This is a genomic window from Nonomuraea sp. NPDC050478 (assembly GCF_044458265.1).
GTDB lineage: Bacteria > Actinomycetota > Actinomycetes > Streptosporangiales > Streptosporangiaceae > Nonomuraea > Nonomuraea ferruginea.
Genome location: NZ_JBITHT010000002.1, coordinates 288,474 through 301,236, shown reverse-complemented (window position 1 = coordinate 301,236; position 12,763 = coordinate 288,474). Strand labels below are relative to the sequence as shown.

Below are 12,763 nucleotides of genomic sequence, written 5' to 3'. Positions count from 1 at the left end.
GTGCCAGGGCAGAGCGTGGGAGTGGTCGTCGATCCGGCGGTGCCGCCGGAGACCGCGGGGATGCTGCGCGCCAACGCCCCGCTGCTGTCGAGGATCCGGACGGGCTGGGTGCCCCCGGCCGCCCTGCCGGTCCCCGCCAGGCGGCGCAACACCTCCAGCGTGGCGCTGCTCGCCGCCACCCCGCTCGTCATCGCGCTCATGGCCGTGCTGCTGGACTCGCCGGCCGCCCCCGCCGGGTTCCTGCTGCTCGGCGGGTTCGTCTTCCTCGTCCTCGTCAAGATCGCCAACATCAGCGAGGCGGTCGACGACGACCACCGGCCCCAGGAGCGGGCCCTGTACGAGAAGGCCCGCCGGCACCACGGCCGCTACCTGATCCCGCAGGACTTCGACGAGGAGGCCGCGGCCGTGCTCCACCGGGCCCAGCAGGCCGTCGGCACCGTGCTGCGCTCCCACGTCAACGCCGAAGGGCTGCTCGACGGCCCGCGCAACGCGCTCCTGCTGCCGGAGCAGGAATGGGAGATCGCCCGCCTGCTGGCCAAGCTGTCGGCGCTGCGCGCCGACCATCGCGAACTCCTCGGCCGGGGTCTCGCCCCCGAGGTCGCGGCCGTGCTCAAGCCCCTGCAGGGCGCGCTCGACGGCAGCGAGGCGGCCGTGGTCGCGCGCGTCGAGGCTCTGGAACGTTACGCCGGCCACGTCGCCGAGGCCGAGCGGGCCTACCATGCCCGCGAGCAGATCGAGGAGCTGCGCGCCAGGCTGCCGCGTTACGAGGAACTGCTGGCCGAGACCGGGGCCGGCACGATGGCCGTCGCCGAGATCGAACGCCTCGCGGAGGACGCCGACTCCGTGGAACGCGCCCTGCGGCGAAGTGTCACCTCCGCGCATGAGGCTTTTCGCTACTTAGAAGGCTGACGTTCGGACAGACCGCCACATAGGATCCTTAATGTGCCGGGTCGTCATGCGAAGGTGGTAGTGGAGCCGACGGTGCCTGCCGAGACGGCCGACCTGTTCCGTGACCATCGCAAGCTCCTGCTGCGCATCCGCGCCGGGTGGACCCCGCCGAACAGGCGTCATCCTCCGGCTCTCGGGCTCGTCACCCGGATGACCACCACGCTCGTCGCGCTGGTCGCCGTCGGCGCCGGGCTCGACTTCTTCCTCGCCGGCCTCTACACCCCGTTCGTCGTCGTCATGACGCTGGCCGCGCTGCTCATCGCCGGTGTGCTCGCCAAACCCAGGCCCGACGCCGAGGCCGAGCGGCGCCAGGTGGTCGAGCGGCACGTCTACGACAGCGCCCGCAGGTTCGAGGGCCGCTACGTGCTCCGCGAGGACCTCGACGAGAGCGCCCGCCGGCTCATGGCCCGCGCCCAGGCCGCCGTAGACGCGGTCATGGAGTCCCACGTCAACGCCGGAGGGCTGCTCGACGACGTGCGCAACGCCGTGATGCTGCCCGCCCAGGAGTGGGAGATCGCGCGCCTGCTGGCCAAGCTGTCGGCGCTGCGGTCCGGACACCGGGAGGTCGTCTCCGAAGGCGTCACCCCCGAGGTGGCGGCGATCGCCGAGCCGCTCGCCCAGGTGCTCGACAGCAGCGAGCGCGCGGTCGTGGCCCGGGTCGAGGCGCTGGAACGTTACGCCGGCCACGTCGCCGAGGCCGAGCGGGCCTACCACGCCCGCGACCAGATCGCGCGGCTCAGCGCCCAGTTGCCCCGCTACGAAGAGCTCCTGGCCGAGTCCGGCGCCGACGACTCGGCCGTGCCCGAGCTGAGCCGGCTCAGCGAGGACGCCGACCGGCTCGAACAGGCGCTGCGCGACAGCGTCACGTCGGCCCACGAAGCGTTCCGTCACTTACAGGGGTGATCGGCCGTTCACCCCGCCGTCCGCCAACAGGGAGGGTCGCACGCCGTTTGTCGTACAAAGAATCGAGCTCGAAGGGCAGAGTTCCCATAGGATCCGGATTTGTGGAAGTCGTGGTGGATCCAGGGGTGCCACCGGAGGACGCGCGACTGATCAGGGACAGCGGCCAGGTCCTGGTCAGGATGCGCCGCGGCTGGGTTCCCGAGCCGCCGCCCCGCGCCGGCGTCGCCCAGTCCAAGGGCGTGGCCGTCGCCGTGACCGCCGTCGCCGTGCTGCTGATCGCGCTCGGCCTGATGAGCCGCGGCATCGGCCTGCTGCTGCTCGCCTTCGTCGGCGTGCCCGTGCTGCTCGTCGCCTTCATCCGCAACGACCTCACCGACGAGGACGAGGAGGCCGTGCTCGCCCGCGAGGTCTACGAGCAGCTGCGCTGGTACGAGGGCCGCTACGTGCTCACCGACGACCTCGACGAGGCCTCGCGCAGGCTGCTGGCCCGTGCGCAACGGGCCATCGCCACCGTCAACGAGTCGTCGGTCAACGCCGAAGGGCTGCTCGACGGGGTGCGTAACGCGGTGATGCTGCCCGCCCAGGAGTGGGAGATCGCCCGCCTGCTGGCCAAGCTGTCGGCGCTGCGCACCAGACACCGCGAGACCGTCACCGGCGCCGTCACCCCCGAGGTGGCGGCCGTCGCCGAACCGCTCGCCCGGGCCCTCGACAGCAGCGAGGAGGCCGTGGTGGCGCGGGTCGAGGCGCTGGAACGCTACGCGGCCAACGTCACCGAGGCCGAGCGCGCCTTCCGCGCCCACCAGCAGGTCGAGGAGCTGCGCGGCCGGATCCACCAGTACGAGGAACTGGTCGCCGAGACCGGGGCCGACGCGTTCGCGGTGCCGGAGATCGCCCGGCTCGCCGAGGACGCCGACCAACTGGAGCAGGCGCTGCGGCGCAGCCTCAGCTCCGCGCACGAGGCCTTCCGCCACCTGGAGCCGGGCGAGCGGTCCTAGGCCGCGGCGGGCCGGGCGGGCTGGGCGGTCCGCAGCAGCAGGTCGCACAGCACGTCGGCGGCGTCCACGCGGCCCAGCTTCTGGGCCGCCTCGCCCATCGCCGCCCGCAGGCCCGGGTCGGCCAGCAGCGGCATCAGCTCGGCCAGCAGCTGGTCGGCCGCAGGGTTCGGCTCCAGCAGCGCCCGCGCCGCGCCCGCCGACACCAGATAGCCGGCGTTCTTGCGCTGCTCGTCGCCGCCCGTCGGGATCAGCGGGATCAGCAGCGACGGCTTGCCGATCGCGGTCAGCTCCGACACCGTGCCGGCTCCGCTGCGCGAGATCACCACGTCGGCCGCCGCGTACAGGTCGGCCAGCTCGGACCCCACGTAGGGGACCGGGTGGTAGCGGTCGGCGAGCTCGGGCGGCAGCTCCACGGCCCGCATCTGCTCGATCCAGGCGGGGCCGCACTGGTGGACGATCTGGGCGTGCGGCAGCAGCCTGGGCAGGACCTCCGCGATCAGTGTGTTGATCTGCTTGCTGCCCTGCGCGCCGCCCGTCACGTAGATCAGCGGCACCTCGAACGTCAGCCCGAACAGGTCGTAGGCCGCCGCCCGCTTGCCCTGCAGCAGCTCGGGCCGGATCGGGTTGCCCGTCACCACGGCCTTGGCCCTGGCCTTGGCGGGCAGGTGTTCGAGCGACGACTCGTGCGACAGCGCGATCCGCGTCGCCAGCCTGGACAGGATCCGGTTGGCCAGCCCCACCACCGTCGTCTGCTCGTGCATGACCAGCGGCCTGCGGATCAGCTTGGCCGCCACCCCGATCGGCACCGCCACGTAGCCCCCGGTCGACAGCACCACGTCGGGCAGGTAGCGGGCGGCGTGGCCGATCGCCTGGAACACCCCGACGGGGATGCGGAACAGGTCGGCCAGGTTGGTGCCGAGCTCGCGCAGGTTGGGCCGGCGGCGCAGCTTGCCCGTCGTGATCGCCTTGAACGGGATGCCGTGCTCGGCGGTGATCCTGGCCTCCAGGCCGTTGGCCGTGCCCACCCAGAGCACGTCGTGCGGCACCTGCCGGCGCTGGATGGCCGTCAGGGTCGTCAGGGCCGGGTAGGTGTGACCACCGGTGCCGCCGCCGGTGATCAGCAGTCGCAGGGTTTGTGACATGGGCTCAGACTATGGCCGCGCACCGGAAACCCGTATGTCCGGTGGCCGAGTCGGGGGTGTTGGCGGTGCGGGCGGCCAGCCGGTAGCGGTTGCAGTAGGAGTCATGGCACATGTAGGAGCCGCCCCTGATCACCTTCATGGTGCCCTCGGCCGGGCCCGTGGGGTTCTCCGCGTACGGTTCCCAGCGGGTGTCCCACCAGTCGGCGGTCCACTCCCACACGTTGCCCGCCACGTTGTAGAGGCCGTAGCCGTTCGGCTGGAACGACTTGACCGGCATCGTGCCCCTGCTCGGCGCCGAGGGGAACGGGCCCTGCCAGATGTTGCACCGCTGCCGCCCCTTCGGCGCCAGCTCGTCGCCCCACGGATAGCGGGTCCGCCGCAGGCCGCCGCGGGCGGCCGTCTCCCACTCGGCCTCCGTCGGCAGCCGCTTGCCGGCCCACCGCGCGTACGCGGTCGCGTCGTGCCACGACACCTGCACCACCGGATGGTTCTGCCGGTCGCCGATCGACGAGCCGGGCCCCTCGGGGGAGCGCCAGGAGGCTCCTTCCACCCCGACCCACCAGGGAGCCTGCGGCACGCTCGCGTCCATGACGCCGCGGGAGGCGAACTGGCGGAACACGAACGACCAGCCGATCCGCTCGGCCTCGGTCACGTATCCGGTCTCCTTCACGAACCTGGCGAACTGCGCGTTCGTCACGCAGGTCGGGTCGATCAGGAACGCATCCAGCTTCACCTCGCGGACCGGGCCCTCGCCGTCCTCCGGGTTGGCGTCGGGGTCGTCGCCGCCCACCGAGAACGTCCCGCCCGGGACGCGGACCATCCCGCGCGGCGGCTCCCGCCGCGCCGGCCCGGGCATCACGAGGACCGGCGCCTCGGGGGCGTCCGCCCCGGTGACGGCCTCCCTGGCGGGCCCGCAGCACGCGCTCATCTGGCTCCTCCCATGTGTCACGACCTCTAGGAAGGGTAGTCGCCCCGGCATGCCCACGATCACGCGGTCGTCGCCCCCCGGCCTCCGCTTCGCGGGCGAAGCGCCTGCCTGTAGCGTCATCGCCATGCGACTCGGCGTGCTGGACATCGGCTCGAACACCGTCCATTTACTCGTCGTGGACGCCCACCGCGGCGGCCGTCCCATCCCGGCGTTCTCCCACAAGGAGGAGCTGCGCCTCAGCGAGCATCTCGGCCCGGACGACAAGCTGTCCGCCGAGGGCGTGGACCGGCTGCGCGCGTTCGTCGAGCAGGCCGTGGTCATCGCCGAGGACAAGGGCGTGGAGGAGCTGCTGGCCTTCGCCACCTCCGCCGTGCGCGAGGCCGCCAACGGCGAGCGGGTGCTGGAGAAGGTCCAGCGGCACACCGGCGTGCTCATCGACGTGCTGTCGGGCCGCGACGAGGCGAGGCTGACGTTCCTGGCGGTGCGCCGCTGGTTCGGCTGGTCGTCCGGGCGGCTGCTGGCGTTCGACATCGGCGGCGGCTCCCTGGAGATCGCGGCCGGGGTCGACGAGGAGCCCGACGTCGCGGTGTCGCTGCCGTTCGGCGCCGGGCGGCTGACCCGCGACTGGTTCACCGCCGACCCGCCGTCCGCCGACGAGGTGCGCCGGCTGCGCCGCCACGTGCGCGCGGAGATCGCCCGCACCGTCGGCTCCGTCGTCCGCTACGGCGGGGCCGACCGGGCGGTGGCCACCTCCAAGACCTTCAAGCAGCTGGCCAGGATCGCCGGGGCGGCACCGTCCAGCGACGGCGTCCACGTGCCGCGCTCGCTGTCGCGGCAGGACACCGCCGACTGGGCCGCCAAGCTGACCGCCATGACGGCCGCCGAGCGGGCCGAGCTGTCCGGCGTGTCGGCGGGGCGGGCGGCCCAGCTCGCGGCGGGCGCGATCGTGGCCGACGCGGTGATGGACCTGTTCGAGGTGGAGCGGCTGGAGATCTGCCCGTGGGCGCTGCGCGAGGGCGTCATCCTGCGCCGGCTGGACGCGCTGCCGGGACGGCTGGAGGCGCCCGACGGAGCCACCGAGTAAGAGGGATATATCGCCACATAACAGGCAACTGACCGCGATGAAACTGCAGAGAACGAGCACCGGCGGGCAACTCTGACGGGGTGTGGACGTTGCTCGGCGCGATCGGCTCGCTGCTGGTCGCCCTCTCCTTGTCGTTCCTCGCGGTGCTGGGCATCGCGGTGGCCGTGCTCATCTGGCTGGCGCTGATGGCCTCCATGAGCGGGATCGTCCTGACACACGGTGGCTCCGCCCGGCGGAGCGGCCGTGAGCCATGACGTCCTCACGTCCGGATGAAGTGCGGCCCCGCCGCGCCCGGTGAGTAGCGCAGCCGCTTCTCCAGGCACACCACCGCGCCGTTCTCCCGCTTGTTGGTGAAGCGGACGTCGTCGGCCAGCGCCCGCATGATCTGCAGCCCCCGCCCGTTCTCGGACCCGGGCGTCGCGTCCCTGACCGACGCCGGGTCGAAACCATGGCCGGTGTCGACCACCCGGATCACGCACAGATCGTCGTAGACCATGGCGCTCACCGTGTACTCGTCGCTCGGCGCGGCATGCTTGACCACGTTGGAGCACGCCTCCGTCAGCATGAGCTCGATGTCGTCCCGGATCTCCGGCTCCACACCCAGCGAGTTCAGCGTGCCGTCGAGCATCTGCCGGATGAGCGGCACGCTCGCCGCATCCCTGGGCAGCCGCAGCGCCATCGTGGTCTCCACCGGCGCCTCCCTTCGGTGTCGAGAATGCCTCTGCCCATGATCCGGCGAAGCATTCGTTACGGAAGGAGACGCTCAGCCCGGCGGCAGGCCGAACAGGCGGTCGAGCGCGGTCATCCGCATCAGGTTGCGCAGATAGGGCGTGACGGCGACCACCCGCAGCACCGCGTCCTCGGCGGCCACCCGCTGGTAGAGGCGGACCAGGGCCGCCAGCCCCGACGAGTCGATGAACCCCAGCCCCGACAGGTCGACGTCCACCCGCTCGAATCCGTCACCCAGCAGGACCGACGACAGCTCGTCCGCGGTGTCGAAATCGAGGTCACCGCGGACCGCGAGCTGGACCGTGGTCTTGTCGGACGAGTCGATCTCGATCTGCAGCGGGGTCTTGTCGGGCACCCTCACAGCCTAACCACCACGAAAATACGGCGCGCGGCGAGGGGCACAACCATGACAATCACCCCATGCATCACTTCAGCCGACCGGGTGCCGGAGACGCCCCGGCCATCCACGAGCTCAGCGCCGCCTGCGACACCGAAGTGCTCGGACGGCCCGACCTCACCCTCGACGACATCGCGGGCGAGCTCGCCGAGCCCGGCTTCGACCTCGACAGCGACGCCTGGCTCGCGCACGGCCCGGACGGCCGCCTCGACGGCTGGGCGTGGGCGCGCCGCCAGGGCGCGAGCGAGATCGTCGACGCCGACGTGATCGTCCGCCCCGGCGTGGCCGGTCTCGCCGAGCGGCTCTGGCCGCTCGTGCTGGAGCGCGCGGGCGCGCTCGCCCGCGAGGCGGGCCACCCCGCCGCCGTCACCGACGTCGGCGTCTACCGGGCCGACCGGGCCAAGCAGGCGCTCGTCACCGGGTACGGGTTCGCGGCCGCCACCAGCTTCCACCGCATGCGCGTCGACTTCGACGGCCCCGTCGAGCCACCGACGCCGCCGCCCGGCGTCACCCTGCACGGCGGCCAGAACGAGCAGGTCCGCCGCGAGGCCCACGAGGTGTACCAGGAGGGCTTCGCCGACCACTTCGGCCACGCCTACGTCGACTACGACCGCTGGTACGCCCGCAGGCAGGCGATCCCCACCACCGACTGGAGCCAGCTCACCCTGGCCAGGGTGGACGGCCGCGCGGCCGCGATGGTGCTCGGCAACAACCAGTTCGCCGCCGACGAGGGCTGCGGCTACGTCGACACGCTCGCCGTGCGGCCCGAGTTCCGCGGCCGGGGCCTGGGCCGCCTGCTGCTGCGCACCGCCATCGCCGCCGACGCCGCCCGCGGCCGCGAGGGCACGATCCTGCACGTCGACACCAACAACACCACCCCCGCGCTGGGCCTGTACGAGTCGGAGGGGATGCGCCCGGTCCTCGTCATCGACATCTGGCGGCGCACCGTCGAAGCCGGTTAGACCCGGTGGGCCGCCAGGTGGTCCAGCACCGCCTGGTTGGCCTCCCACCCGTCGGGGAACTTCACCGGCACCCCGAGCTGCACCGGCTCCGCCGACGGATGCGCGTCGAGCAGCTCGGCGATGCCCGCCCTCGCCACCACCACGCACGCGTGCCGGTGCCGCGAGGCCAGCACGCACAGCCGCCCCGACTCCAGGTGGAAGGCGGTCGCGTCGCGCCGCCCCGACAGCGGGTGCAGCACGATCGTCACGTCGTACTCGCGGCCCTGCAGCCGGTTGGCGGTGTCGACGGTGATCTCCGGCGGCAGCCCGGCGTTCCTGATCGCCGCCACCTGGTCGCGGTGGGCCGCGCCGACCGCGATCCGGTCGGCCGTCACCGGCCGCTCGCCCTGCTCCGAACTCGCCACCGCGCCGCGCTGCATCAGCCGGGCCGCCAGCAGCGCCACCGCTTCCACCGCTTCGGCGTCGGTGCGCACGGTGTGCCGGTTCGGCAGCTCCAGCAGCGCCCACCCGGAGCGGGCCGCCTCCTCCAGCGCCCGGTCGTGCACCGTGCCCATGCCGCCGGTGACCAGCTCCAGCCGCCGGTCGCCAGGCCCGGTGCCCGACCGGAACCCGGTGAACGGGTAGAACGCCCGCGACACCACGGGCGCCGCCGACGAGGGCAGCCGCCACGACACCGGCAGCCGGTGCACCGGCAGGTCGGGGTTGTGCCGCAGCAGCACCGACACGGCGCTCTGCAGCGGATCCCACGACAGCCCCGACCACCGGTCGCCGTCCACGATGGAGAACGGGTCGAGCTGTCCGGGGTCGCCCACGAACAACGCCCGCTCGAACAGCCCGGCGATGCGCAGCAGCTTGTCGGAGCGCATCTGATAGGCCTCGTCCACGATGGCCCACGGCCACGTCCGGCCGCTGATCCAGGCCCACTTGTCGGCGGTGGCGATGACGACGTCCGGATCGCCGAGATCCTGGACGCGGGTGCCGAAGGTCACCCCTGGCAGCTCCAGCATCCGCTTGCGCGGCACGTAGCCGCCCGCCGACAGCCGGCCCACCGTGAGCCGCGGATGCTTCTCGCAGATCCGCGTCACCAGGTCGTCCACCTGCTCGTTCGTCTGGGCGACGATCATCAGCGGCTCGCCGGTGGCGGCCAGGTGCGCCGCCGCCCGCACCACGAGCGTGGACTTGCCCGCGCCGGGCGGCGAGTCGACCACCACGCCGCGATGGCCCGGCAGGTCGGCCAGCACCCGCCGGATGACCTCCTCAGGCGTGGGCTCGGGCGTGGGCTCAGGGATCACGACCACTCCTCCCGGGCGTCCTCGTCGGCCGGTTCGTACGGGCGCGGCGGGCCGCCGTGGGTCCACGGCGTCGCCTCCGGCTCCGGCAGCGCCGCCGCGCCCTGGAACTCGTCGGTCAGCGAGCTGTAGCAGACCCGCTCGCCGATCTCCGGCACCGCGCCGGGCGCCGGGGTCTTGCCCCGCCCCATGCCCTTGGTGATCTTCAAGGTGACCAGGCCGTCGCCCGCCGACACCAGCTCGGCCCCCTGCCCGCGCCGTTCCGGCGTGCCCAGCGAGGTGCCGGGCGGGATCCGTACGGGATCGTCGGTCTTGACCGTCACCAGCGGGCGCAGCTTGCGCGAGCGGCCCTCGCCCTCGGTGTTGCCGGGCGCCGTGTCGACGACCTCGCCCGCGAACGCCTCGCCCGTGAGCCGGTACTCGGCCATCACCAGCGGGTCGTCGTAGGCGCGCTGCACCTCGTAGGCGGCCTGGGCGCGTTCCATCCGCGAGAGCCGGGCCGCCGCGGCCACCGCGCCGTCGCGGCGGGCCTGCGGCGGCGCCCCCTCCGCGAGCTGCGCGGTCATGCCGCTGAACGAGCCTCGGTCGTGCTCCCACCGCTGCGCCACGCTCGCGCCAGGCTCCAGGCCGCGCAGCAGTTCGACGGCCCGCCACACCAGCCGCCACGTCGGCTCCAGCTGGGTGCGCAGCGCCTCGGTGATCCGCTCGGCCGATCCGCTCTCCATCGCCGGCGCCAGCACCTCCGCGTCGAACCCCGGATCGGTGGCCGGGCCGGCCGGCGGCCAGATCAGCGGGTCCTCGGCCGCGTCGTCGGGCCCGTCGGTGATCCAGGCGAGCAGCGCCGCCAGGTTGGCGTCCTCCAGCGCGCTCTGCCCGCTCGCCCAGTGACGGGCCAGCTCGTCGGTCGCGGCCAGCATGAGTGACGAGCCGGGGTACGCGGCGCGCTCGGCGAAGTACGTCAGCCACCGGCCGAGCAGCGGCACCCCCTCCGGCACCGGGAACGGCCCGTCGGTGCGCCGGAACCGGGTGGAGCGGCCGAGCAGCCGGGTGAAGGCCACCCCGGCCCGGTTCGGCACGATCAGCTGCGGCGCGTCCAGCGCCCGCTCGTACGGGTCGGCGCCGCGCCGCTCCACCGTCTCGGTCTCGGCCGTGAAGCCCGCCACGTACGGCAGCAGCACCCCGGCCAGGTCGGCCGTCCAGGCGAAGCGCAGGTCGCGGTTGCGCGGCTGGGCCACCGCCAGCAGCCGCGGCTCGGCGGGGTCGGTGCCCAGCATGGCGGCCAGCGGCGCCGCCGCCTCACCCGACAGCTTCAGCGGGATGAACACCATCGGCCGCGCCGACAGGTGGCAGTGGCGGACGGTCGCGATCGGCTGCGCGACGCCCTCGTCGATCGCCCGCAGCCGGGCGAGCGAGGTGAGCAGGCTCACGCCAGGCACTCCCGCCGCAGCCGCTCGGCGCCGCGCAGCAGCCGGGCGATCTCCTCCTGGCCCTGCGCGGGCGCGCGCGAGCCGTCGGCCAGCGCCAGCGCCTCCCGCACCGACGCCACGCCGCCGAGCTCGTCGCGGACGGCGCGGCCCAGCAGATCGGACGCGCCCTCCTGGCGGGCCTCGTCGCGGCAGAAGAAGCACAGGTCGCACGTGGACAGGCAGTCGGGCGCGTAGCGGGCCTCGGCCCTGCGGACCGCGTCGGCCAGCTCCGCGACCGGCCTGGCCGGCCGCCCGTCGGCGTCCGGCGCCAGGTCGAACGTCACGTCCTCGGGCAGCGCGTCCAGCAGCCGGTCCAGGCTCGTCATCCGGGAGAGCTGGCGGCGCAGCACCGCGAGCTGGCGGCGCACGTCGACCAGCGTCGCCACCGGGCGGTTCGCGAAGTTCTCCGGGCAGACCAGCACCACGTCGTCGGCCACCCGGAGCGGGTCGTGGCCCAGCTCCTCCAGCAGCGTCCGCAGCGCCAGCACGTACACCGCCGCCTGCCGCGCGGCCGCCGCCACCGCGGCCGGGTCGGCCTGCCCGTCGACCACCGCGAACGACTTGATCTCCACGATGTGGAACCGGCCGCCGAGCTGGAACGCGACCACGTCGGGCTCCAGATAGGCGGTGTGGCCGGCGATGCCCAGCGTGAACAGCGGGTGGTCGTAGACGGTGCCCACGCCCTCGCCCCTGGCCGCGCGGTCGATCAGCGCGCGGGTGTGGGTGTGGCGCAGGTGGGCGCCGACGTTCTCCACGTCGTGGTAGGCCACCTCGTCGATCGGCAGGCCGAGCAGCTCGCGCAGCATCCGGATCAGCTCCGCGCACCCGTCGGCCTTCACCAGCGCCTCGAACGCGTTGCCCCGGGTGATCGCGAACGGCGACTGGCCGAACGGGGCGGGGAACCCCAGGTGGCGGGCGACGGCGTCTTTGTCGATCCCGGCGCCGTCCATGAGCGCCCGCCGCGTGCAGCCGGGGTTGGCCGCCAGCGCGGCGATCGCCCTGGCGTCGTGCGGCTTCGGCGGTGTGGTGCCGCGCAGCGCGTCGAGCCGGTTCATCGGCCGCCTCCCATAGCCATGACTGATCTTGGAACAGTGGTCAGCGTAGTGGCCCCGAATAGCCGGGCCACGTCATCGAGCTGGGTGTCGGCGCGTCCCGCCAGCTCCGCGCGGTCGCCGGCGTCGCGCCCGGCGTGCACGGCCAGCTCCCGCCGCGCCGCCTCGGCCACCCGCGCCGGGTCGGGCGGCACCTCGTCACCGGCGCCAGGGATGTTGCGCGCCATCCTGGATAACAGCCGGTCGCCGTCGGGCGAGCGCCGCCCCGCGGTGTGCTCGGCGATCCGGATCGCGCAGGTGAGGAAGTCGACGCGGGGGCTGAGCGGGCCCACCACCCGGCGCTCCACCGGCCACGTGCTGACGGTGAGGTAGCCGCGGGCGGGGGAGAGCCGGTCGGTCAGCGCCGCGCACAGGTAGTAGGGCCGCCCGAACGGCGACGAGCGGAACGAGCGCTCCTCGTCCCTGCGCAGGCTGGTGAGCTGGGAGCTGCGGATCGTGCCGGCCTGGAACGCGCCGCTCACCGCCACCACCAGCCGGGCCTGCGCGGGCGCGCCCAGCAGCTCCAGCGCCTGGTGCACCTGCTCGCGCACGGTCACCAGCCGCGGCCCTTGCGTCTTCCCGTTGGGCTTCTCGCCGCTCACCAGGGAGTCCCACGCCTTCTCGGCGGTGCGGAGCTCGGCCCGCAGCGCCCTGGCCGCCGAGCCGTCCCTGGCCCGCATGGCCCTGCGCACACCGGCCCTGAGCTCGTCGATGCGCCGTTCGAGCTCGTCCAGCCGGTCACTCATGGCGCGAGGGTATCAGGGGTTCCAGTAATTACCAGTATTTCGGTGCGTGTCCCGGAGACGCGTACGCGGCCGCACCCGGGAAG

The 12,763-nt window shown here is 73.5% G+C and carries 14 protein-coding genes; 6 read left to right on the top strand and 8 right to left on the bottom strand.

The features are described from left to right. Positions 1-15 precede the first annotated feature (15 nt). The 3 genes from ACIBF7_RS09425 (at position 16) to ACIBF7_RS09415 (ending at position 2,846) form a co-directional block, all read left to right on the top strand. The gene (locus tag ACIBF7_RS09425) at positions 16-909 is read left to right on the top strand and encodes a hypothetical protein (protein ID WP_397196852.1); all 894 of its coding nucleotides are present in this window, start codon (positions 16-18) and stop codon (positions 907-909) included. 72 nt (positions 910-981) lie between these two features. Further along, positions 982-1,851 (top strand): hypothetical protein, encoded by an 870-nt coding sequence (locus tag ACIBF7_RS09420; RefSeq protein WP_364235412.1) that lies wholly within the window; start codon positions 982-984, stop codon positions 1,849-1,851. A gap of 101 nt (positions 1,852-1,952) precedes the next feature. Then, a complete protein-coding gene (locus ACIBF7_RS09415) occupies positions 1,953-2,846 on the top strand; it encodes a hypothetical protein (RefSeq protein ID WP_148032018.1) in 894 nt (297 codons plus the stop codon). Here the strand turns inward: ACIBF7_RS09415 and ACIBF7_RS09410 are convergent. Then, positions 2,843-3,988, bottom strand: a complete 1,146-nt coding sequence (locus ACIBF7_RS09410; RefSeq protein WP_364235415.1) for a UDP-N-acetylglucosamine--N-acetylmuramyl-(pentapeptide) pyrophosphoryl-undecaprenol N-acetylglucosamine transferase — start codon at positions 3,986-3,988, stop codon at positions 2,843-2,845. The genes ACIBF7_RS09415 and ACIBF7_RS09410 overlap by 4 nt on opposite strands. Positions 3,989-3,992: 4 nt before the next feature. Beyond that, positions 3,993-4,808, bottom strand: a complete 816-nt coding sequence (locus ACIBF7_RS09405; protein ID WP_219544449.1) for a formylglycine-generating enzyme family protein — start codon at positions 4,806-4,808, stop codon at positions 3,993-3,995. A gap of 232 nt (positions 4,809-5,040) precedes the next feature. On the opposite strand from ACIBF7_RS09405, the gene ACIBF7_RS09400 reads away from it, so the two are divergent. Continuing rightward, positions 5,041-6,000 carry a Ppx/GppA phosphatase family protein gene (locus tag ACIBF7_RS09400; RefSeq protein WP_148032015.1) on the top strand — a complete coding sequence of 320 codons (960 nt, stop codon included), beginning with the start codon at positions 5,041-5,043 and terminating at the stop codon, positions 5,998-6,000. 80 nt (positions 6,001-6,080) lie between these two features. Next, a complete protein-coding gene (locus ACIBF7_RS09395) occupies positions 6,081-6,254 on the top strand; it encodes a hypothetical protein (protein ID WP_187281195.1) in 174 nt (57 codons plus the stop codon). A gap of 5 nt (positions 6,255-6,259) precedes the next feature. Here ACIBF7_RS09395 and ACIBF7_RS09390 read toward each other — a convergent pair whose 3' ends face one another. Both ACIBF7_RS09390 and ACIBF7_RS09385 read right to left on the bottom strand, forming a co-directional pair. Continuing rightward, on the bottom strand, positions 6,260-6,691 hold the full coding sequence (locus ACIBF7_RS09390) for an ATP-binding protein (RefSeq protein ID WP_148032014.1): 432 nt from the start codon (positions 6,689-6,691) through the stop codon (positions 6,260-6,262). Between the two features lie 72 nt (positions 6,692-6,763). After that, complete coding sequence (locus ACIBF7_RS09385) at positions 6,764-7,084, bottom strand: STAS domain-containing protein (RefSeq protein WP_271279209.1); 321 nt, start codon at positions 7,082-7,084, stop codon at positions 6,764-6,766. Between the two features lie 65 nt (positions 7,085-7,149). Between ACIBF7_RS09385 and ACIBF7_RS09380 the strand changes: the two genes are divergently transcribed. Continuing rightward, on the top strand, positions 7,150-8,088 hold the full coding sequence (locus ACIBF7_RS09380; protein ID WP_364235421.1) for a GNAT family N-acetyltransferase: 939 nt from the start codon (positions 7,150-7,152) through the stop codon (positions 8,086-8,088). Here ACIBF7_RS09380 and ACIBF7_RS09375 read toward each other — a convergent pair. From ACIBF7_RS09375 to ACIBF7_RS09360, 4 genes are read right to left on the bottom strand one after another with little or no spacing between them, the layout of a single operon-like run. Next, positions 8,085-9,380 (bottom strand): AAA family ATPase, encoded by a 1,296-nt coding sequence (locus ACIBF7_RS09375; RefSeq protein WP_271277442.1) that lies wholly within the window; start codon positions 9,378-9,380, stop codon positions 8,085-8,087. The genes ACIBF7_RS09380 and ACIBF7_RS09375 overlap by 4 nt on opposite strands. After that, entirely contained in the window at positions 9,377-10,804 is a 1,428-nt protein-coding gene (locus ACIBF7_RS09370; protein ID WP_364235428.1) for a hypothetical protein, read from the bottom strand. The genes ACIBF7_RS09375 and ACIBF7_RS09370 overlap by 4 nt, the downstream gene beginning before the upstream one ends. Beyond that, the gene (locus ACIBF7_RS09365) at positions 10,801-11,898 is read right to left on the bottom strand and encodes a hypothetical protein (protein WP_148032011.1); all 1,098 of its coding nucleotides are present in this window, start codon (positions 11,896-11,898) and stop codon (positions 10,801-10,803) included. The genes ACIBF7_RS09370 and ACIBF7_RS09365 overlap by 4 nt, the downstream gene beginning before the upstream one ends. Then, on the bottom strand, positions 11,895-12,680 hold the full coding sequence (locus ACIBF7_RS09360) for a hypothetical protein (RefSeq protein WP_364235431.1): 786 nt from the start codon (positions 12,678-12,680) through the stop codon (positions 11,895-11,897). The genes ACIBF7_RS09365 and ACIBF7_RS09360 overlap by 4 nt, the downstream gene beginning before the upstream one ends. Positions 12,681-12,763 lie beyond the last annotated feature (83 nt).